We start from the raw sequence: 22770 nt of genomic DNA on the forward strand, positions 1-22770 counted from the left end.
GATTAAAACAAAGAAGGTATCCAAAAAGACGTGCACTATTTAATACACGTCTTTTTGGATACCTTCTTTTAATAACTTACCAGCTGGTTTAAAGTTTAACCGTTGCTGGTAAGTATTTGGCGATCAGATCTTCATAATAAGGTTTAAGTTCTGATACAACGGGAGGCTTAGGACTTTTCGAATATAAATCGTAAGGGTTAAACTTGTCAACCCATTTAAACATTTCCTGATCGTGAGCGCTTAACAGGTGATCGTAAGCGTGTTCACGGTGCTGTGAGTAAAACGAGTGGTAGCGAATCATGTACAAAGCGGGTTCCGGCAGGTAATCTTTAGTAATGTGGTACAGATACTCATCGTGTCCCCATGACATATGGATATTATCAAGTCCGCATTGGTGCGTATATACACCATATTTAGTGTTATACCGTTCATCTGTGTTATCAGGATTTGCTGAGAAGAAATCGGGATACACAATTTTATCTGAGAACTTACAGCCTACAGGAAAGGAATCGCCAACAACGTTCCACTGAGGTTCTCCAAAAAGGCATAACACTTTACCAAGATCATGTATAAAACCAGTTAAAACAAACCAATCCGGATGGCCGTCGGCACGAATCGCTTCGGCAGTTTGCAATAGATGTTGTAACTGATCAAGTGATGTGTCAGGATCTGAATCATCAATTAATGTATTCAGGTATTCCATTGCGGCCCACCATGGCATCTCTTTTTTATCAAACTGTAAAAAGTTAGCTTTTTTTGCAAGTACATTGCCATAGGTTTGGTACTTGTGATTCAAGCGATAGAATTCGCGTACTGAATCATTTTCCGGACTATCGTAATTTCTAAATTCTTCTTTCTTTTTTTCAGGTACACCGGGCTCCGGGTATCTTTTTAATACATCGTCCTCCCACACATCGAGGCTAGACAACGGAGATAGGTCCTCTTTTCTTGACTCTTTCATAATGCTTAATTTTTTATAGTTAATTATTTATTCTATTTGTTTTTACCAAAACACTGTATATAAAGCAGTAAGTATGCCCATAATAAGAATAGAGCCTATGGCAAAACTAGTGCTGATCTTAAACATGGAGGTGTCTACTTCAATTGCATTTTCGCTGGCAATTTTTTGAGGCTTACTCAAACTGATCATAATCATCAGGATCACAATGACTACAAAGTCAATAGCCATTCTGTCAAGGAAAGGATAATCCGGGAAAGCACCATTTGTCCAAACAGGAAGAAACTTTAACACAGTTGAAAGTGGAATTGTAATCAATGCTCCCGTCATAGCTGCCGCAGTTGTTGTGCGTTTCCAATAAAAGCCCAGCAAGAATATGGCCAGTACTCCTGGTGAAATAAAGCCCACATATTCCTGGATAAACTGGTAAGCCTGATCAAGTGATTTTAAGGATGGTGTTACAATCGCTGCAACCAGCATTGAAATCACAACCGCCCATCGGCCAACATTAACCATCTTTTTGTCAGAAGCTGTTTTGTTGAAGTATTTTTTATAAATGTCAAGCGAAAAAATTGTGGATATACTGTTTGCTTTACCAGCCAATGAAGCAACAATGGCCGCTGTAAGGGCAGCAAATGCCACACCTTTTAAACCTGCCGGTAATAAATTCATCAAGGTTGGATAAGCATGATCAGGTTTCAATACACCCGCATCCGACATCTCCGTAACAAATAAGCCTTTATTATGAAGCACATACATCACAATTCCTGGAAGGACGGCAATTACCGGTACTAGTAATTTTAAAAACGCTGCGAATAAAATACCCTTACGTGCCGTATTTAAATCGGCACCTAATGCACGCTGTACGATGTACTGATTACAGCCCCAGTAAGCCAGATTGTTGATCAGCATGCCACCAATTAGTACAGATAACCCCGGCAGTTCCTTATAGTATTTATCAGATGAATCAAATATCATGTGAAAATGATCTGGAGCCTCCTTTCTTAAGATAGACAAGCCCTTAAAAATATCCTCGCCAAATCCATATTCCCTGGAAAGTAAAGAAAGGGCAAGATAAGTCGTAATCAAACCCCCAAAGATCAGGACCAAAACCTGGATCACGTCGGTATAGCCAATAACTTTCATTCCCCCTAGAGTGACTACCATGGAAAAGATGCTTAACCCCACGATACTCCACTCAAAGCTGATGGGTGATATAGAGGAGATGGCTAATGCCCCCAGGTAAATGATAGACGTAAGATTCACAAAAACATACACCAACAACCAGAATACAGCCATAATGGTACTTACCTGATCATTATACCGCTTTGATAAGAACTGCGGCATGGTAAAGATCTTGTTCTTCAAGTATACCGGGATGATAAAAATAGCCACAATGATCAGTGTTGCGGCTGCCATCCACTCATAAGAAGCAATCGCAAGACCCAGTGCAAAGCCGGAGCCGGACATCCCAATGAAATGCTCAGCAGAAATATTTGAAGCAATCAGTGATGCCCCGATAGCCCACCAGGTAAGTGAACCCTCTGCCAGGAAAAAATCCTTCGCACTACTGGATGTAGTTTTTTTCTTATGATAAATGTAATAGCCATAGGCGGCTATCGCAATAAAATAAATAAAGAAAACTACATAATCGGCGATGTCAAGATGATTCATATTTGGTTTGCGCTAAATCAGTTTCCCTCATATAAATGAGTTAAATTAATTATATTACATTTGGTTAAAAGCAAAACCTTAGGGTGGTCTTACTTATCAAAGCTGTATATAAAAATATTAAATCTGAGATTAAGCGGGCATTTTATTTACGAATACGTTTAAGTAAAAACATCACCATTATTGGCAAAAACTTTCAAATTCAAATGTAAATGAAGGGAACTGTAACTGTAAAAACGCTAGCTAAAGAATTAAATATATCTATTGCCACTGTTTCAAAAGCATTAAATGACAGTTATGAAATTAGTTTAGAAACCAAGCAAAAGGTTTGGGACCTGGCTAAGAAATTAAAATATGAACGTAACCCATCTGCAAGTAACCTCCGCAGTCATAAAACAAAAACTATAGCAGTTATTATTCCTGAGATTGCCAATAATTTCTTCTCACTGGCCATAAACGGGATTGAAGAGATAGCCAGAAAACGTGACTATCATGTATTGATTTATCAAACCCACGAAAACAGTGAAACAGAAATTGCTTTTACTGATAGCCTTTTAAGCGGCAGGGTCGACGGGATATTGATCTCTGTTTCGAGTAACACAAACAACAATGAGCATTTTAAAGAACTGGTTAAGAAGATACCTGTTGTTTTCTTTGATCGGGTTTTTGAAGATATAGATGCTGTGAAAATAACCACAGATGATTATGAAAGTGCTTACAATGCGACATGTCATTTAATAGAATGTGGTTGTAAAAAGATTGCTTATCTGTTTGCGCTTAATAATCTGGTAACTGGCAAAAATAGGTTTGCCGGATACCAGAAAGCATTAGAAAGGTATAATATGATTTATACCGATGAGATGATCGTTCACTATGATAAAAACACCAGTAAGAATTATGAAAATATAAAAGCCATGGTGTCTGATCAGAAGCCTGATGCTATTATCTCTTCTATTGAGGATCTTGCTTTGCCTTGTTACTATGTTGCCCGCGAGTTAAATCTAAATATTCCGAAGGATCTAAAAATTATAAGTTTTTCCAACCTTAACACTGCGCCACTTTTAAATCCATCCCTTACTACAATTGAACAGCCTGCTTTTGAAATTGGAAAAGAAGCAGCTAGTATTTTATTCAAAATATTAGATAAAAAGTATTTTGAACCAAATGAAAATCACATCCTAAAATCCAGCTTGATTAAGCGCGAATCAACATCTTGCGGCTAATTTGTCCCTTTCTATTTATTGTATTGACTAACAAGAATAAATAAGATCTGATCATGTAAATATTCCTTAGATTTTCTTAACATTGTGTTAATCTAAATTAACCAAATGGAGAATAAGCTCTTGCATCATTTATTATGGGAACGTATCAGGGGAGGTGATAACGGTGCATTTTTTGATCTTTATAAAGCGCTTTATTATGATCTGGTTAATTTTGGTATCCGTGTATGCGGTGATGCAGAAACAGCGGGAGAAGCAACCGACCAGGTATTTATTACCATATGGGAAAAACATGAACAATTAAACAGAGTTGATAATGTGCCCGCTTACCTGCGTACATTTTTAAAACGTAAGATTTTACGGCTGCTGGAGCGTAAACGTAAAATTAATGATGCCTTGCAAAATGCAGGTGCAGAGGGTGAGTGGATGGAAATGTCGTACGAAGAGTTTATAGTAAAAGTTCAGACCGATGAACTGGTGCGATATAAACTGAAAAATGCCTTGGAGAAATTAACCTTCAGGCAAAAGCAATTAATTCATTTAAAATTCTTTGACGGATTGAGCTATGAACAAATAGCTGATCAAACCCAACAAACTATTAAAACTGCTTACAATACGATTTATGATGCGCTTAAGATCTTGCGCAAAGAGTTGAAAGATTAGTAACGACTAATGACGGGGGGCAATCGCTGATTGGATCATAAAGATCGCGCAATTAACGCGTAAAATCATGTCATTAAGCAATCTTATTCGTGTAAATTAAAAAAAAGTAAAATTTTCTTAGGAAAAACATAACATTTTAGGCACTGGTATTATAAAAGCCAAATGTTATGATAGATCGTAGTCTTTTCAATGTTGAAGACTTTTTAGTAGATAATACCTTCCAGCTATATTGCGCCGGAACAGATAAACTTTGTATTACCTACTGGGAAAATTATATTAAAGCACATCCTGAGCAAGAGAAAGTTATTGCCGAAGCAAAACGCTTGTATGTGATATTAAGTGGGAACAAGAAACCACTGAATAAACAGGTAAATCTCTTGAAAAATAATATTAAACCTCAAAATGAGGCTGGTATTATCCCTATCCATAAAAATTATATGTGGCTGAAAATTGCAGCGGCAGTTCTGCTAATGGTAGGTGTTGCGGTTATCTTTAAAAATAACCCTAAAGAAAATATCCCAAAGGCTAGTTTGGTTACCCATTTTAGTACAAAAGGTGGCGAAAAGAAAAAAATTACTCTGTCGGATGGTTCTGTGGTTTTGCTTAATGCCAAAAGTGTATTAACACTGGATAAGAATTTTAATCAGAAAAACCGGGAGGTTAATTTAGTTGGAGAGGCTTTTTTTGATGTTACCCACAATAAGAATAAGCCCTTTAAGGTACATACCGAGGATTTTGACATCAATGTTCTTGGTACCTCTTTTAATGTTAAAATATACCCGGGCGAAGCAACATCTGAAACAGTGCTGATTAAAGGCTTAATTGTGATGGAGGGAAAAGGAACCAAGGGGAGTTCTATAACTTTAAGGCCAAGTCAGAAAGTTACTTTTTATAAAAAAGCTGAAGAACTTCCTAGTAACATCAAACCACAAAAACCTTCAGTTGTACATCCGCAAATAGCTATTAATCAATATACCAAAGTTAACGACAGCACAATTGTAGAAATGGCCTGGACGCAAAACAGGCTGGAGATTTTAGATCAAACTTTTGCTGAAGTTAAAGGGGATTTGGAAAGATGGTACAATGTGGAGATTGTATTTGAAGATCATGAAGTAGAGAAATACCGTTTTACAGCAACATTTAAACATGAAAATATTGATCAGGCATTAAAAGCATTTCAAGATGCAGAGCATTTTAAATATAAAATAAAGGGAAATCAAATTATCATATCTAAATAAATTAGAAAGGGACGGTGTTGACGCACCGCCCCAATAATTTTTTTGATATAAGCACTGGCAGTTTTATGCGCAAACAGATTGCTGCCAAATACTAAAGCAACCAAAAAAACAAAAATATGATTAATTATTACTTACTGCAAGTACGTCCTGATGTAAGGATGTTCTTAAAATTCATTATTTTAATGAAACTAATCTGTATTATAATTTTTATTACATGTCTCAATGTTTCGGCATCTGTCTTTTCTCAGCAAAAGATATCACTAGATGTTACGAAAACAAAACTGGGCAAGGTTTTGAAGATTATTGAAGAACAAAGTGATTATCATTTTGTGTACAGTTCGTCAAATGTTCCTATAAATAAGGACATTACATTGTCGGTAAAAAATACTTTAGTTACAGATGTTTTAGCCGTAATATTTAACAACACCAACTTAAATTATTCTGTTTCCGGTGCGGGGCTAATTGTAATTAGCCGGAAAAAAGACATTAAAGTCAACGGTACAGTTAAAGATTCTAATGGTGGTCCTTTACCGGGCGCTACGGTTCGAATCAAAGGAAGCGGCGCAGGAACATCAACCGATATAAATGGTAAATTCTCAATATCTGCCCTCCCAAATGCAATTCTAGTAGTTTCATATGCTGGTTTCCAAACAAGAGAAATGGCCGTTGATGGTAAAACAGAGCTACAGGTTGTATTAACAGAAGATACCAAATTGTTAAATGAGGTTGTGGTAACAGCTTTGGGTATTAAAAAGGAACGCAGGGCACTGGGGTATTCTGTTTCTCAGCTTCAGGGCGAATCTTTAACACAAGCCAGAGAAAACAATGTGGCCAATGCCCTGGTAGGTAAAGTTGCAGGTCTGGACATCAGCTCAACTTCAGGTGGTGCGGGTTCTGCAACAAGTGTAACCATTCGTGGTGTTTCCAGCCTTAGTCAAAACAATCAGCCATTATATGTTATTAATGGTGTGCCAATGGAAAATAAGCCAACAGGTTTAAATAATTTAAATCCAAACGGAAACTCAGGTAGTCAGTGGGATAACGCACCGGATCTGGGAGATGCGGTGGGTAATTTAAATCCTGATGATATCGAAAGTATCTCAGTGTTAAAAGGTGCTGCGGCATCGGCACTTTATGGTTCAAGAGCTAAAGCAGGAGTTATCCTAATCACCACCAAAAGTGGAAAAGGGAATAGTATTGATTTCAACAGCAATTATGTAGTAGAGCAAATCATGGACAGAACAGATTGGCAGTATGTTTACGGACAGGGTGCTAGTGGAATTAAACCGAAAGATGCTCTTACAGCTGGTCAGGCAGGAGGTTCAAGCTGGGGCGCCAAATTAGACGGTAGCAATGTCCCTCAGTTTGATGGCGTTTTAAGGCCTTATTCAGCTCAGAAAAACAACATTGAAGATTTTTATCGTAATGGTGGTACTTGGTCTAATACACTTGCTTTAAATAAAACATTTGACGGTGGGGCAATTCGCTTTTCAGCAAATGATGTACATAACAATTCTGTGGTTCCAAACTCGGGCTTAAATAGACAATCATTTAATCTTGTAGGTACTTTCGAACCCGTAAAGCGTTTAACTATAGATGCCCGTGCAAATTACATTTTAGAGCAAGCAAAGAACAGGCCTATGCTGTCGGATGGAGCAGGTAATGCAAACTATAATGTCGCATTTTTGCCGACATCAGTTAGTGTAAATAGTCTTAAAGCAGGTAAGGATGCTGATGGGAATGAAATTCAATACAACACAGGAAACCCTTTTGCTACTAATCCATGGTTTGCGGCAAATGAGTTTATAAATAATACTAAAAGAGATAGGTTGATCAGCTCTTTCAATGCCCGTTATACTTTTGATAATGGTTTGTTTTTGCAAGGACGTGTTGGAAGGGATTCTTATAATGATACTTATAAAAACGTAGTGCCCTCAGGAACGGCCTATTATCAGCCGGGAAAAATTGCCGAACAGAAAACAAAATTTGCTGATGTAAATGCGGATGTCTTGGTAGGAAAGTCATTCACTGTCCAAGATGATTTCACTTTAACTCCAAATGTTGGGGTCAGCTTTAGAAATACTCGAGTTAGTCAGACAACAAATAATGGAACTGATTTCGCAGTTTTTGGCGTTTACAATATACTTAATGCAAAAAATAAATCAGTTGGATCCGTTGAGTCTGAATCTGAAACCCATTCATTGTATGGTACTTTGGAACTCGCTTATCGTGATATACTTTACTTAACCGGTAGTGGCAGATCTGACTGGTTTTCTACACTTGCAACTCCAGGAAGGGACAATAAGCTAAGCGTTTTTTATCCATCAATAAGTGGTTCATTTGTGTTCTCAGAATTGCTTAAATCTGAAACATTATCATTCGGTAAATTAAGAGCAGGTTATGCTATTGTTGGGCAGGCTACAGATCCTTATCAAACTTTATTAACTTATGGTTTTAGAAGTGAAAGTTTAAATGGAAACCCTCTTGCAATTATTAATAACATCAATATCCCTAATTCGAAACTAAAGGCTTCAAAGGCTTCAGAACTTGAAATAGGAACTGAATTAAGGTTTTTTAACGATCGTTTAAATCTTGATGCAACCTGGTATAAAAAACGCTCTAAAGACGAGATCAGTTTTGTTACAACATCGAGTACAACCGGTTATGCAGGTGCAGTGCTTAATTCTGGCGAAATTGAAAATAAAGGGGTGGAAATGTTAATTACAGGAGTAGCAGTCAAAAATGAGAAATTTAGCTGGACTTCATCCCTAAACGGGACATATAATGACAATACGGTACTTTCTCTTGCAGAAGGTGTGACCTTCCAATCACTAGCTACTTCACGTACAGGCGTAGGGTTTTTACAAAACATACCAGGTAAAGCTGCCGCTCAGGTCACAGCTTATGATTATAAATATGATGCAAATGGACAAATTGTAACAGGTGCTTTGGGAGCGCCTGATAAAGGTGAGTTAAAAAGCTATGGTTCTGCTTATAATAAATGGTTTGCGGGTTGGAATAATGAATTTACCTACAATGGCGTAACCCTATCTTTCCTGATTGATGGTAAATGGGGGGGTAAACTTTTCTCTGCAACTGATTACTATGGCTATCTTTTTGGTTTGCATAAAGCTACACTTGAGAACAGGGAGAAGCTGGGTGCCACGGCTTCAGACTTTTACAAAGCAACAGCCGAGAACGTGTCACATAAATTTGTTCAGGATGCTAGCTTTATCAAATTCAGACAATTAACGTTGGGTTATAATTTTCCCGCAAAAATGTTCAATGATAAAATTAAGAGCTTAAATGTAAGTTTGGTTGGAAGAAATCTATTTATTCTGATGAAGAAAACAGATAACATCGATCCTGAATCAAGCTACAATGCTACCTTTCCAGGATTGGAATTGGGGGGTGTACCACCAGTAAGAACCTTTGGCGTAAACCTAAGTGTTAAGTTTTAATTATTAAAAATCCAGAACAATGAAAACGAATATATCATATAAATATAGCCTGATGTTACTTGTTGGTATTCTAGTAGGAACCAGCTGTACAAAAGATTTTAAAGAAATTAATACCAATCCAATAGCCTACGGGCCTACGAACTTTGATCCGAATTATACTTTAACTACGGCTCAGCTTACTTATACCGGAAGTATCGATTTTGCTTACGATACCTGGAGGGGAAACCTAATTTATTCTGCAACTATGATGCAGGGGCTTTCGAGTGTTGTTAGTTATTGGGCAGGAGACAAATATCTACTTAACCCCGGTTATACCTCAGCTTATTGGGGTAATAGTGCTGTTGGGGCATATATAGAGCAGGTGAGGCCTATTGTTGATGTAGTACAATTCACGAAAGACAAACCAAAATTTGGAAATGTTCATCAGGTAGCCCGTTTGTGGAAAGCACTTATCTTTGAACGCATTACGGATCTTTATGGAGATGCGCCTTACTCGGAAGCCGGGATGGGATTTTATAGTGGAATCCTTACCCCAAAATACGATAAACAACAGGCAATTTATATGGACTTGTTGAAGGAAGTAGAGGAGGCGACTAACGGGCTAAAAGTGGATGGAGACAAAGTTACAGGTGATGTTATCTATCAGGGTAATATAGAAAAATGGAAACGTTTTGGTAATTCCCTTTTATTGCGTATTGCGATGAGGCTAACAAAAGTTGACGAAAATACGGCAAAAGCATATGCCCAAAAGGTGGTGGGAAAGACCATGATCAATAACGATGATAACGCTTTCGTCAGACATGATGTTTCAGGCGCCAGAGTTACTCAAAACAGAAATAGCCAGGTTTTAAATGGTGATGGGGGGCAAGAACATTATTATGTTAAATGGTCTAAAACATTTATTGATGCTTTAAAAAGTAATAATGATCCTCGTTTGGGTAAGGTTGCAGTAATAAAGTTATATACTGATGAGGCGAGCAAAGTGCAGAACGGAGAATTTAGTGCCAATCCAGCGGGTCAGAAAGGGATGCCAAATGGTAAAGACTTAAGCGGAATTGCCGATCGGGACATTAGACAAGATGCTTCTTTTACTTCATTTCCTGAATATTCTTCGCCACATCCGGCTATGATAAAAAAGAATGGTTTAACCTTTATATTGACTTATTCAGAGAGCGAGTTACTATTGGCTGAAGCATCACAAAGATGGGGGATTGCTGGTTCTGCTTCCGATCATTATGCAGAAGGTGTTAAAAAGGCAATCACTTTTCTTAGTCAATATGATACTGAAATAGCGATTACAGATGGTGTTGCTGCAAATTTTGTTACAGCTAATCCTTATAATCCTGCAAATGGATTACAACAAATTAATACTCAGTATTGGTTGCATACCATCACAATGCTTGATTTTTATGAAACCTGGTCTAACTGGCGTAGAAGCGGATTTCCAGCATTAACACCAGTTGTATATCCTGGTAATGTAACTGGAGGGACTATCCCACGTCGTTTCCCATATCCTGTAGAGGAAGATGTGAGTAATGGAGTTAATTATAAAGAAGCATCTGCTGCAGTGCCGGGTGGCGATAAATTATCCGGTAGAGTATGGTGGGATAAACAATAACCCCTTAAAAACTATTTATTAACAATCATAAGGCCCTTCAATTTTACTGTTGGGCCTTATGATTTTATCTAAAAATCTTGTAATAGTAAGCTAATTCATGTAAATTCACAGTGCATTACGTCAAATCTATCTGTTTAATCTGAACAGTTAAAATCATTTAAATAGTATGTCAAATATTAACTTGATTATCGAAGAAAGACCAAGTAACATTGGCAATTTTATGGTTGGCAGATTATTGCCCTTTCGTGAAAAAAGAATGGTTGGCCCATTTGCTTTTGTAGATCACATGGGACCTACATGTTTAAGCGATCACGAGAATTTAGATGTTCCACCACATCCACATATTGGTCTTTCTACCTTAACGTATCTTTTTGAAGGTGCCATAATGCATAAAGATGGTTTGGGGAACGAAACTGAAATTCAACCTGGGCAGGTAAACTGGATGACTGCAGGAAGTGGAATTGTCCATTCAGAACGGACTCCGGCCTATTTAAGAACCTCTGATAAAATGCTCCATGGGCTTCAGATATGGGTTGCTTTACCAAAAGCCCTTGAAGAGATGGAACCGGAGTTTTTCCATTTTAATGAAGATGAAATTCCACGCTGGACAGAAAATGGGATTGATTTTAAACTTATTGCTGGTGATGTATTTGGACACTTCTCGCCAGTACCGGTATATAGTCCGCTTTATTTCCTGGAATTGAGAACTACTAAAAGTCAGACCGTTAAGATAGGTAAAGATTTATTTGGCGAAAGTGCCCTATATATTCTTGAGGGTGGGATTGAAAGCGAAGGAAATACATTTGAGCCTAAACAACTCCTGGTGGCTAAAGACAGTAAATTGTGTGAATTTGTTATGCTTGAAAACTCAATTATATACATATTTGGTGGAGAACCTTTTTCTGAGGAACGGTTTATTTACTGGAATTTTGTAGCTTCTACCCGAGAAAGAATTGAAGAAGCAAAGGCAAAATGGCTTTCACAATCTTTTGTCCCGGTACCGGGCGAAACTGATTTTGTTCCCCTGCCGGAACAAAGTAGAAATATTAAAAACTAAATATATCAAATGAAGATTTTAGCGTTCGCAGGAAGTAGTAGTCGCCAATCAATTAATCGGCAATTGGTTATCCACACCATTTCTTTTTTTAAAGATCATGATGTTACACTGTTAGATTTAAATGATTTCGAAATGCCATTATTCTCTGTAGATAGAGAGGCCAATGACGGGTATCCGGAAAAGGCTTATAAGCTAATAGACCATATATCAGAGACCGATCTTATTATTCTCTCGCTGGCGGAACACAATGGAAGCTACAGCGCTGCCTTTAAGAATGTGATGGATTGGTGTTCCCGTACCAACAGTAAGTTTTTCCAGAACAAGCCAATGTTGTTAATGAGTGCCTCGCCTGGTGGATTTGGAGGTGGTAATGTCATGAATGCAGCGATAATCAGACTGCCAAAGTTAGGGGCGGAGGTATTGACAACCTTTTCGCTTCCTTCCTTTCATCAAAACTTTGACCAGGAAACAGGCATCTCAAATTCTGAACTTCTTGAAACACATCTTTCTAAAATCAGTGAGGTAAAAGCTAGAATGTCTCTTTAATTAGAGCATTTATTTCTTTGATTACCCTTGGGTCAATAATTATTTTAGCATGAGTGGTATCATCATACCTCGAAGCATTTATTGTTGGGTACTGTTCTAGAAATGTTTCAATAAAACCTGCAGGGGATATATAGTCGTTAACTTCATAGATGAGCAGGTGTTTTACCTCATCAGAAAAAGTGTACATATCATTTAATAAAAAGCGACTGGTGCTCATTTGGTAAAGCTCTTCGAATTCACTAAAAAAACGTTGTTGTACATTTTCAGGGATGCTTACAGCCGTCATGGACGATTTGAAATTCTCTGTTAGATTAACCAGCGGTGCAATGCTGATCAGGAGTTTGGGGAATTGCAATGTTTCTTGTAGGACCAACGTATTGGCCATACCACCAAGTGAATGACCGATCATTACATCGGGAGCCCCATAGTTTTTTTGGAATTCTTTGATGGCCTCTGCAAAAAGGATCAGGTTGCTCAGTTCACCTTCAGAGCTCCCATTTCCCGGTGCATCGAAGGCCCATATCTCAATATCTTTATTAAGCAATAAAACATCTATCAATTCGCTAAAATCGATGGCCTTAGAACCCCATCCGTGTGTAAGCAAAACCTTAATGGAACCGTTACCCCATCTAAAACAATTAAAGTTCAAATCAGACTTGCTAAAATACTGGTCATACACTTTTAAGGTGGAGGTTTTAGCAGCATTTAAAAGATCTTGCTGATGTAAACGGCTTGGCATTTTTGGGGAGTAACAAATAAATTTCCAGAGCGTTGCCTGTAAAAGCTCAGGGTCGTGGCTTTGAACTTTTATATCTTCGATTATTTGTTTTAGGTTTTTCACTTTATAATTCCCGCTGCATTACCCTTGCCGTTTGTGTACTGCCATCGTGGCTCCATCCTGGAGGGTAAAAGATGTACTTTAATTTATCTTTAAATGTAGGTGCTTTTTTAACATCGGCATAAAGCGCAATAAATTCATGGAAAATTATATTTACAGGGCCAGAGTATTCTGGCTGCTTTGTTAATCCATACTTTATTTCTTCCTCTGGTACTTCTGCCTGGAATGTCCCGAATATGCGATCCCATAGGATTAATACCATACCCATATTCTTGTCAAGGTAGCGTACATTACTTGCATGATGAACACGATGATGTGAAGGTGTAACAAAAAAGTATTCAATTATTGGATGTAATTTCCCCACGTATTGAGTATGTACTATATTGCCATAGATTTGAGTAACCAGATAGGCAAAAAGAATATCAAAAGCATTAAATCCCATTAATGCCAGAGGAAGATAGAAGAAAACTCTGTATAAGGGCTCAAATACCGTAGACCTGAAACCTGTGGTAAGATTGAAATGTTCAGATGAGTGATGCGTAACGTGCATGGCCCAAAAGAGCCGAACATAATGGCCGGTGTAATGTAAAAACCAGTATAAAAAGTCTTGAGCAAGAATTAGTACGATCCAATAAATCACCACGTTTGAAATTTGGAACAAACGATAATGAAGATAGAAGTATTGAAGTAACATAAAAGTTCCTGCCTTTGTAAGGATATTGACTACAAAGGCGCTGGCCATCAGATAAACATTAGCAAGTGTGTCACGTCTCTGATAATGTTTTTTATCATGGACGTAACTAAAGTACATTTCAAACAAGGTAAGTAATATAACGAAACCAAATAGTGTTCCAACCGTTATACTTTTATCCAAATCTGTCATCTTGAGGGCTTTCTATAAATTTACGGAATTAATAATGCTTAAAATTCAATACTATAAGCATAAACACCGTTTAAGCAGTAATGATTTAAACAAATCAAAATTCCTTATTTTTATAGAAATAGCTGTCCTTAGAGTGTCATAATCAATACTTTTACTCTAAAAGACTGAGTTTTATTACCTTCCGGTCAGGTCAATGGAGAATCTATCAAATAAAGTAGCTTCTTCATCAGTACTTAAACTTGGAACGGTATAATATTCACCTTGGATAGTGAAACTAAAAGGTGTTTTTTCGATCGATACTTTTAAAAAGCCATGCCTGTTGTCGCAATAGCTATCAAGCTGAACCTTACTAAATAAATCACTTTTAGCGCAGTAATTGCCGTCGTAAGGATCTGCAAGTTGGTGTAATTCGTCAAAACCACCGGCTCCTGCAACAATAAATGGGAGTGTTTTTCCATCTTCATATTGCTTACTAAAGCGTTGGTAATTATGTACGTGTCCGCTAAAAATAATGTCTGGTTTTACACCAGCATCTTTAAAAGCAGTTTCCAGAAACTCTATCATTGATTTGCTCGATCCATGATTTGTATCTGCAGAATAAGGAGCATGGTGCATGCAAACAATTATGGCCTTATCAGAACGGAGAGTGGCGGCATTTTGTAACTCTTTAACAAACCAGTTTTTTTGTTCCTTAGTAATGTGGCCATATTTAGGGACATTTGTATGAAGGCCAATTATTGTGGCTAGAGGCGATTCCATTGTCCAGAATACATGAGGCTGAACCTGACTTTTTCTATTGCTGTCGGTACCAAAATAAATTGTTTTAGGGCAAGTATTGCAAAAAGCAGCGTAAAATGCTTCAAGACTTTCGTAATGTAAATCGCAGTCTGGATTTATATCTGTGTCATGATTGCCGGCAATGGCATAAATAGGACCCGGGTAGGTTTCGAATGGTTTTAAAAACTGCTCATCATACTGCTCTGCTTCGCCATAGTGATATACAATATCTCCAAGGTGGTATAAGAATGCTGGTCTGTCGTGTTCATTTGTTGCGCATAAGTATTGCTCAGCCATCTTCCCTGCTACTTGTTTCTGAGCATCGGCAGATTTCAATCCGCCAGTATCACCAACCATATGAAAAACCATTTTTCCAGGTGCTGTTTCATTTAAGCGGTTTCCAAGATTTAATCGGTAKSGGNAANKASCGGTTGGTTCAGGCAAAGGTTGAAATTTATCAAGGTCATCTACCTGATCTGTTTTAAAAACAGCATTGTACAGAATCTTTGTGCTGATCATAATCTTAACGTTTGGTGATTACCATAAAATTAGGACGCTAATATTAAGTCAGCATTAAAAATTGATTATTATCAAAAATGGTAATGTAGCCTTATCAGGAACAATTGTGATAAAACTATTGTTAAGGGTTTTGGTTATGTTAACATAATGATAATTGCATATTAAAATGCAGTTAATTTATATTTGCGCAGTGACAACACCTCTATACGTACTTTACGAATTACTGATCAGACTCACAGCGTTAGATCCAATGATCGGCGAATTTTACGCTCATAAATACACAGATTCCGGTGCAATTATCAGAACAAATAACGGGTCATTGAATGTTCCTCAACATTTACTTGAAAAACAATTTTCAAATCCCTCTCAGATAACCGATGCAGATTTAAAGCAATTGGTAAATGAATTTAAGTGGAGTACCTGATTTTGAAGTATAAGGAGAGAGTTGTGTTGGGATAAAGTAACTAAGATATTATGGATTATATAGAAGTTAGGTAGTAATCTTTTGTTAAATTTGGTTTAACACTTATTTCTTATTCATAAATTCTTAGATAAATGAAAATTAAAAAATCTTTCAGTATCCCTTTTGCGGCCTGCTCTTTACTGCTGATGGCATCCTGCAACAATTCGGAACCAAAGCAAGAACTGCATTCAGGTCTTATCCTTAAAAATATGGATACTACCGTGGCACCGGGGAATAATTTTACGGCCTATGTGAACGGCACCTGGATGAAAAAGACAAAGATCCCTTCGGATAAGGCCTCATATGGTGTTGGGGCTATGGTGAACGATAAAGCGCAGGAAGATGTTAAAGCGATAATAGAGAATGCTGCAAAGGGAAATCCTGCAGAGGGTTCTGATGAACAGAAAATTGGCGATTTTTATGAATCTTATATGAACACGAAGGTTCGTGATTCTATTGGCCTGTCGCCTTTAAATGCCGAATTCAAAAAAATAGATGCTATCGCTTCAGGAAAAGATTTGGCCTCTTATTTTGCCTATGCTAATAAGATAGGCTATATGGTTCCTTTCAATTTAAGTGTTGCTGAAGATCTGAAAGATCCCAGAAAGTATATGCTTTATACCTGGCAAGGGGGTTTGGGTTTACCAGATCGTGAGTATTATTCGTTAAAGGATGCAAAATCTGCAGATATCCGCGCTAAATACGTGGCCCATATTGAAAAGATGTTAACTCTTGCCGGAATTCCTGATGCAAAAACTAAATCTGCTCAGATAATGGGGCTCGAAACACTGATCGCCTCAAAGCAAATGAAGAAGGAAGAAACTAGAAATATGGCTGGCCTTTATAACAGTTTTCCAATTAAAAATCTGAGCACTTTAACTCCTGATTTTGATTGGAACACATTGCTAACAGAGGCAGGAGTTAAGAATCATGACACCTTAATTATTAGCCAGGTAGCATATACTAAAGATTTAAATGCCATTTTGAAGAATACGCCGCTCGATACCTGGAAAAATTATCTGAAATGGAGTGCTGTCACAAGCTCTGCAACTTCTTTGAACACAGCGCTTGATCAGGAGAATTTCAATTTCTATGCTAAAACTTTATATGGTGTTAAGGAACAGAAGCCTCAATGGCGCAGAGCTGTTGATGTAGTTAACGGGAACTTGGGCGAGGTAGTTGGTAAACTATATGTGGAGAAACATTTCCCGCCTGCAGCAAAGGAACGCATGCTTAAACTGGTTGGYAATCTATTKAAAGCATACGAGACGAGTATTAAAGAGCTTGATTGGATGGGTGCAGAAACTAAAAAACAAGCACTGGAAAAAATAAATAAATTCACTCCAAAAATTGGATATCCTGATAAATGGAGAGATTATGGCAAACTTAGAATCGCGAAGAACGATTTGTTCGGTAATGAAAAACGATCTACAGAGTTCGAGTACAATCGCACTTTTAATAAGCTAGGTAAACCTGTTGATCGTACAGAATGGGGGATGACGCCGCAAACCGTTAATGCATATTATAATCCTAGTATGAATGAGATTGTTTTTCCTGCTGCAATCCTTCAGCCGCCATTTTTTGATATGACTGCAGATGACGCCGTAAATTATGGAGGCATTGGTGCGGTAATTGGCCATGAAATAGGCCATGGTTTCGACGATCAGGGAAGTACATTTGATGGCACAGGTGCAATGCGTAACTGGTGGACAGCTAAGGATCAAAGTGAGTTTAAAAAGAGAACAAGTGCTCTAAAAGCACAGTACACTGGGTTTAAAGTTTTTCCTGATCTGAATGTAAATGGAGATTTTACACTTGGTGAAAATATCGGAGACCTCGGAGGATTGAGTATTGCGCTGAAAGCCTATAATACAAGCTTAAATGGTAAACCAGGGCCGGTTATGGATGGATTTACCGGTGAGCAAAGGGTATTCCTTGGGTGGGCTCAGGTATGGTTAAATAAATCTACAGACGAGGCTTTAAGGAATCAAGTCGGCACAGATCCTCATTCCCCTGCTAAGTTTAGGGTTAATGGTGTAGTTAGGAACATACCGGAGTTTTATACTGCATTTAATGTAAAACCAACGGATTCTTTATACTTGGCACCAGAGAAAAGAGTTAAAATCTGGTAAAGGATGTAGCAAAGAGTCAGCATAGAAGAAAAGCTCGTATCATTAATCATGATACGAGCTTTTCAATTTAATTGAGATTGCAGTTAATATTAGATTGATAAAGTTCTTTAACTACTGATATAGCTTTCTAGCTGAGATATGGTTTGTTTTTGGTCTGCAATGATGAATTTAACCACATCACCTATTGAAACCATTCCAAGTAATTGATTGTCCTGCATTACCGGTAAATGCCTGATATGTTTGTCCGTCATGATTTGCATGCACAGGTCTATGCTGTCCGTTGGCACAATAGTGATTGGATTGGCTGTCATTACCTCTTTTATCGGAGTGCCGGCCGACGATTTCCCATACAATATGATCTTCCGTGCATAATCTCTTTCTGTAAATATACCCTGTAGCTTATGATCTTCAAGAATAAGCAGTGCACTTACATTCTTTTCCATCATCAATTGAAGCGCCTCTAAAACAGATGAGTTTTCTGTAACTGAGAAAATTTGTACAGGTTTAGTATTAAGTATTTGTTGTACTGTTTTCATAAGCGATTAAGAATTAGCTATTTAAATTTAACTAAAAAAAATTAAATCACCATTATCTTGTACAAAAAAATATTATTTCATCAGAGGCAATATTTCCTCTACATATTTCCTGTCATTTGCCAATCTGGGAACCTTATGTTGTCCTCCAAGTTTGCCTTTCGATTTTAGCCAATTATAAAAAGTATTATTAGGAGCATTGTGTACTTTAGGGCGGCGTAATGCCATATCTTTAAATCTCTTGGCATCATAATCAGAATTCACTTCTCTTAAAGTCTGGTCCAGCACATCTACAAAAAGTTCAAAATCGTTTGGTTGATGATCAAATTCAATGATCCATTCATGACCTCCAACTTCTTCGCCTTTGAAGTAAATAGGACAAGCGGTATAATCTTTAAAAACTGCGCCTGTTGCATCGCAGGCTTTACAAATCGCTTGTTCAGCATTGTCTATAATAACCTCTTCTCCAAAAGCATTTATGAAGTGTTTTGTCCTACCCGTTATTTTTATTCGGTATGGAGATAAACTAGTGAATTGAACAGTATCTCCAATCATGTACCGCCAAAGGCCTCCATTTGTAGAAATAATAATGGCGTAGTTTTTATTTAGTTCTACCTGTTCAAGAGTTAAGGTATCGGGGTTATCTTCCTCAATTTTTTCAAACGGCAAAAATTCGTAGTAAATGCCGTAATCAAGCATCAGTAAAAGTTCATCAGAATCTACTTCATCCTGAATGCCAAAAAAACCTTCAGAAGCATTATAGGTTTCCAGGTAATACATGTGATTACAAGGAATCAGTTCTTTAAACTGTTCTCTGTAAGGCTTAAAATTTACTGCTCCGTGAATATAAAGCTCAAGATTTGGCCATACCTCTAGCAAATTGGCTTTGCCGGTAATTTCGAGTACCTTTTTAGCCAATACTATTGTCCATGTGGGCACTCCTGCAATATTGGTCACATTCTCTTTGATGGTGGCCTCTGCCATTTTTTCCATCTTCTCCTCATAGTTTTCCATCAATGCAATGGAGATATTTGGCGTACGGTAATATTCTGCCCACATTGGCAGATTTTTAATCAGCACTGCCGAAAGGTCCCCGTAAAAAGAATCTTCATTGAGCTGGTTGATTTGATGGCTGCCACCAAGAACCAGTCCTTTTCCGGTAAAAATCTCGTTGTCAGGTCTGTTGTTACAGAAAATAGATAGCATGTCCTTCCCGCCTTTAAAATGACATTCCTGTAAAGATTCTTCAGATACGGGAATAAACTTACTCCTGTCACTTGTTGTTCCGGATGATTTGGCAAACCATTTAATTTCAGACGGCCAGAGAATGTTTTGTTCTCCTTTTAGCATCCTTTCTATATATGGTTTTAACGTATCATAATTCTGTAAGGGAACACGTTCTTTAAATTGCTTAGGGGTCTCAATAGTACGGTAATCATATTTTTCTCCCCATTCAGTATCCTCAGCACTGGAAATTAGTTTTTGAAACCATTCTTCCTGTACGTCATGTGGGTACTTCATAAAAAGCTCAATCTGGTGAACGCGCTTTTTCATATACCAGGTAAAAATTGAATTTACAATTGCCATGCTTTTTTTTAAGTAGTGAATTATAAGTTTTTACTTCGTAATACGAAATTAGAGCCTAAGTAAACCCGTCTTACCATTTCATTGGCAGCGAGTACTTCTGGAGTGCCTGATTCAAGGATTTTGCCCTCAAATAGTAAATAAGCTCTGTCTGTGATCGATAAAGTTTCTTGTACGTTGTGGTCGGTAATCAGAATACCTATGTTTTTTTGTTTTAGTTTAGCTACGATGGTCTGAATTTCTTCAACAGCAATAGGGTCTACTCCTGCAAAGGGCTCGTCCAATAAAATGAAATTTGGACTAGCTGCAAGAGCCCTGGCAATTTCTGTTCTTCTGCGTTCTCCTCCTGAAAGCAGGTCGCCACGGTTCTTACGTACCTTGTGCAAGCTAAATTCGGTAATCAGTTCTTCCAGTTGCTCATGGCGTTCTTCTTTGCCCATTTTAGTCATTTCTAAAATGGCCATGATATTATCTTCCACCGAAAGTTTTCTGAAAACTGAAGCTTCCTGAGCTAAGTATCCAATACCTTTTTGTGCTCTTCGGTACATTGGGTCAGTAGTGATGTCCTCTTCATCTAAATATATTGTACCCTCATTTGGTTTAATCAGCCCTACAATCATGTAAAAAGAAGTGGTTTTTCCAGCTCCATTTGGGCCTAGTAAACCAACAATTTCACCCTGACTAACACTAAATGAAACGTCATTAACAACAGTACGTTGCTTATATTTTTTTATCAGATTTTCAGCTCTTAATATCATCTAATTATATTAGTTATCAATTTCTATCGCTTTAATGTTTAGTTGCAAGCGCCGTTGATCTTTCCATATATTTTCTTCCACTGTATAACAAACAGAGAAGGGTTGGTTTGGTTGCAAAAGCGATTCATACTCTGCTAATCCAAATCCAATGCTTTCAAAAATAGTGGAATTTTGTTGTTTTAAATTTAATTTTAAATGTTTTATACCTACAACGTAAGGTTTTCCCGTAATATATACATTATGTGAAACAAAAACCGGTGCTGTATTGAGCGGGCCAAATGGGGCCATTTGCGCTACAATACGTTGAAATTTACCATCTATTTGCTGAAATTGAATTTCTGCATCAATATTTATTTCGGGGCTTAATAAATCATCGGTAATAGTTGAAGCAACGATATTTTCAAAACGATCGGAAAATAATTGAACGTTTTCTGGTTTTATAGTTAGCCCGGCAGCAAATTTATGGCCGCCAAACTGGACCAAAAGGTCCTGGCAACCTAGCAATGCTTCGTATAGATCAAATCCTGCAACGGATCTGGCTGAACCAGTAAGTAATCCATTTGAGGCTGTAAGTACTACCGTTGGCCGGTAGTATTTTTCGATCAATCTGGATGCAACAATACCAATTACACCCTTATTCCAGCTTTCATGATACACTACCGTTGTTTTTTTATTAACGAGGATGTCACATTCTTCAATCAAAGCAAGTGCTTCTGCCGTGATGTTCTGATCGGATGTTTTGCGGTCTGTATTTTGTAAATTGATAAATAAACTCTGTTCCTCAGCCAGAGCGCTTTCTGTACAAAGTAGCATTTTAACAGCTTCCGATGCGTGGTCCATTCTTCCTGCCGCATTTATACGGGGGGCTAGTGTAAACACTACGTCTGTAAGTGTATAATCCTTGCTCTTCCCCGAAATTTCCATTAAGGCCTTTAACCCAATACAAGGCTTAGCATTTAACTTAATTAAACCATGATATGCAAGGATTCTGTTTTCATCAATTACAGGAACAATATCTGCCGCAATACTTACCATTACTAAGTCAATGTACTGCTCATATTTTTCTGCTGGTAACTGATGCGTGTAGCAATACGCCTGGGCAAGTTTAAAACCAATACCGCAACCTGCAAGCTCTTTAAAAGGGTACGCGCAATCGTTACGTTTTGGGTCAAGTATTGCGATTGCTGCTGGAAGTTCATCTCCAGGTAAATGGTGGTCGCAAATAATGAAATCTATATTTAAGCCATTAGCGTAAGCAATTTTGTCATTAGATTTTATTCCGCAATCAAGAGCAATGATTAAAGTAAAGCCATTTTTTGCAGCATAGTCAATTCCAGCTGTTGAAATGCCATAGCCTTCTTTATGTCTATCGGGGATATAATATTCAATGTCTGATGTAAATTGACTAAAGAAACTGAATGCAAGCGCAACTGATGTTGTGCCATCAACATCATAGTCTCCATATATTAATATTTTTTCTCTTCTGGCGAGGGCTACATCAATTCGTGCGATGGCTTTATCCATATCCTTCATCAAAAAAGGATCATGTAAATGGGACATCTGTGGCCTAAAATAATCACGTGCAATATCAAAGGAAGAAATGCCCCTTTGAACTAATATTTGTGCTAAGCTATTGTCTATGTTTAATTGTTGTGCAAGCAAATCTGTTGTTCCTGTATTGCCCTTTACGGCCTGCACCCATCTTTTTTTCATCTAATATCTGTCTTCTTTTTCTCTGCGAAGCTTGCATAAACTTCTGTTTATTTTATTGCCAGCGTGTTAACTTCATGGAGGTTCCCTATCTTTGCAATGATATTGTTGTAAATATATCATTTAATTTTCTTACTAATA

General features: G+C 37.6%; 17 protein-coding genes and 1 pseudogene. 9 read left to right on the top strand and 9 right to left on the bottom strand.

Annotated elements, in window-relative coordinates:
- Nucleotides 1-88 precede the first annotated feature (88 nt).
- Together N824_RS16740 and N824_RS16745 are read right to left on the bottom strand one after the other, a co-directional pair.
- Nucleotides 89-961 (bottom strand): inositol oxygenase family protein, encoded by an 873-nt coding sequence (locus N824_RS16740; protein WP_048906298.1) that lies wholly within the window; start codon nucleotides 959-961, stop codon nucleotides 89-91.
- 42 nt (nucleotides 962-1003) lie between these two features.
- The gene (locus tag N824_RS16745; RefSeq protein ID WP_048906299.1) at nucleotides 1004-2632 is read right to left on the bottom strand and encodes a sodium/sugar symporter; all 1629 of its coding nucleotides are present in this window, start codon (nucleotides 2630-2632) and stop codon (nucleotides 1004-1006) included.
- Nucleotides 2633-2841: 209 nt separating this feature from the next.
- Here N824_RS16745 and N824_RS16750 point away from each other — a divergent pair, with 209 nt between their 5' ends.
- The 7 genes from N824_RS16750 to N824_RS16780 all read left to right on the top strand — a co-directional run bounded on the left by N824_RS16750 (nucleotide 2842) and on the right by N824_RS16780 (nucleotide 12432).
- Complete coding sequence (locus N824_RS16750) at nucleotides 2842-3852, top strand: LacI family DNA-binding transcriptional regulator (RefSeq protein ID WP_048906300.1); 1011 nt, start codon at nucleotides 2842-2844, stop codon at nucleotides 3850-3852.
- 105 nt (nucleotides 3853-3957) lie between these two features.
- Nucleotides 3958-4512, top strand: a complete 555-nt coding sequence (locus tag N824_RS16755) for an RNA polymerase sigma factor (protein ID WP_048906301.1) — start codon at nucleotides 3958-3960, stop codon at nucleotides 4510-4512.
- A 167-nt stretch (nucleotides 4513-4679) separates the two neighbouring features.
- Nucleotides 4680-5750, top strand: a complete 1071-nt coding sequence (locus N824_RS16760; protein WP_048906302.1) for a FecR family protein — start codon at nucleotides 4680-4682, stop codon at nucleotides 5748-5750.
- A 116-nt stretch (nucleotides 5751-5866) separates the two neighbouring features.
- Complete coding sequence (locus N824_RS16765; protein WP_235207165.1) at nucleotides 5867-9211, top strand: SusC/RagA family TonB-linked outer membrane protein; 3345 nt, start codon at nucleotides 5867-5869, stop codon at nucleotides 9209-9211.
- A gap of 19 nt (nucleotides 9212-9230) precedes the next feature.
- Complete coding sequence (locus tag N824_RS16770; RefSeq protein WP_048906303.1) at nucleotides 9231-10829, top strand: SusD/RagB family nutrient-binding outer membrane lipoprotein; 1599 nt, start codon at nucleotides 9231-9233, stop codon at nucleotides 10827-10829.
- A gap of 166 nt (nucleotides 10830-10995) precedes the next feature.
- Complete coding sequence (locus tag N824_RS16775) at nucleotides 10996-11886, top strand: pirin family protein (RefSeq protein WP_048906304.1); 891 nt, start codon at nucleotides 10996-10998, stop codon at nucleotides 11884-11886.
- A 9-nt stretch (nucleotides 11887-11895) separates the two neighbouring features.
- Nucleotides 11896-12432, top strand: a complete 537-nt coding sequence (locus N824_RS16780; protein WP_048906305.1) for an NADPH-dependent FMN reductase — start codon at nucleotides 11896-11898, stop codon at nucleotides 12430-12432.
- Here N824_RS16780 and N824_RS16785 read toward each other — a convergent pair.
- From N824_RS16785 to N824_RS16795, 3 genes and pseudogenes are all read right to left on the bottom strand, one after another.
- Nucleotides 12416-13273, bottom strand: coding sequence for an alpha/beta fold hydrolase (locus N824_RS16785; RefSeq protein ID WP_048906306.1), 858 nt, complete (start codon nucleotides 13271-13273; stop codon nucleotides 12416-12418). The genes N824_RS16780 and N824_RS16785 overlap by 17 nt on opposite strands.
- A 1-nt stretch (nucleotide 13274) precedes the next feature.
- Nucleotides 13275-14153, bottom strand: a complete 879-nt coding sequence (locus N824_RS16790) for a sterol desaturase family protein (RefSeq protein ID WP_048906307.1) — start codon at nucleotides 14151-14153, stop codon at nucleotides 13275-13277.
- A 174-nt stretch (nucleotides 14154-14327) separates the two neighbouring features.
- A pseudogene (locus N824_RS16795) lies at nucleotides 14328-15449 on the bottom strand (metallophosphoesterase).
- A gap of 190 nt (nucleotides 15450-15639) precedes the next feature.
- Here N824_RS16795 and N824_RS30320 point away from each other — a divergent pair.
- Nucleotides 15640-15873: a hypothetical protein gene (locus N824_RS30320; protein WP_152542340.1), complete on the top strand. Its 234-nt coding sequence runs from the start codon at nucleotides 15640-15642 to the stop codon at nucleotides 15871-15873.
- 131 nt (nucleotides 15874-16004) lie between these two features.
- Nucleotides 16005-18044 carry a M13 family metallopeptidase gene (locus N824_RS16800; protein WP_052334174.1) on the top strand — a complete coding sequence of 680 codons (2040 nt, stop codon included), beginning with the start codon at nucleotides 16005-16007 and terminating at the stop codon, nucleotides 18042-18044.
- A 107-nt stretch (nucleotides 18045-18151) separates the two neighbouring features.
- Here the strand turns inward: N824_RS16800 and N824_RS16805 are convergent, their stop codons facing one another.
- The 4 genes from N824_RS16805 to recJ form a co-directional block, all read right to left on the bottom strand.
- Nucleotides 18152-18580: a CBS domain-containing protein gene (locus tag N824_RS16805; protein ID WP_048906309.1), complete on the bottom strand. Its 429-nt coding sequence runs from the start codon at nucleotides 18578-18580 to the stop codon at nucleotides 18152-18154.
- Between the two features lie 72 nt (nucleotides 18581-18652).
- Nucleotides 18653-20164 (bottom strand): GH3 auxin-responsive promoter family protein, encoded by a 1512-nt coding sequence (locus N824_RS16810; protein ID WP_048906310.1) that lies wholly within the window; start codon nucleotides 20162-20164, stop codon nucleotides 18653-18655.
- Nucleotides 20165-20184: 20 nt separating this feature from the next.
- Nucleotides 20185-20919, bottom strand: coding sequence for an LPS export ABC transporter ATP-binding protein (gene lptB, locus N824_RS16815; RefSeq protein ID WP_048906311.1), 735 nt, complete (start codon nucleotides 20917-20919; stop codon nucleotides 20185-20187).
- Between the two features lie 9 nt (nucleotides 20920-20928).
- Nucleotides 20929-22632, bottom strand: coding sequence for a single-stranded-DNA-specific exonuclease RecJ (gene recJ, locus N824_RS16820; RefSeq protein WP_048906312.1), 1704 nt, complete (start codon nucleotides 22630-22632; stop codon nucleotides 20929-20931).
- Nucleotides 22633-22770 lie beyond the last annotated feature (138 nt).

The organism is Pedobacter sp. V48 (assembly GCF_000523515.1).
GTDB lineage: Bacteria > Bacteroidota > Bacteroidia > Sphingobacteriales > Sphingobacteriaceae > Pedobacter.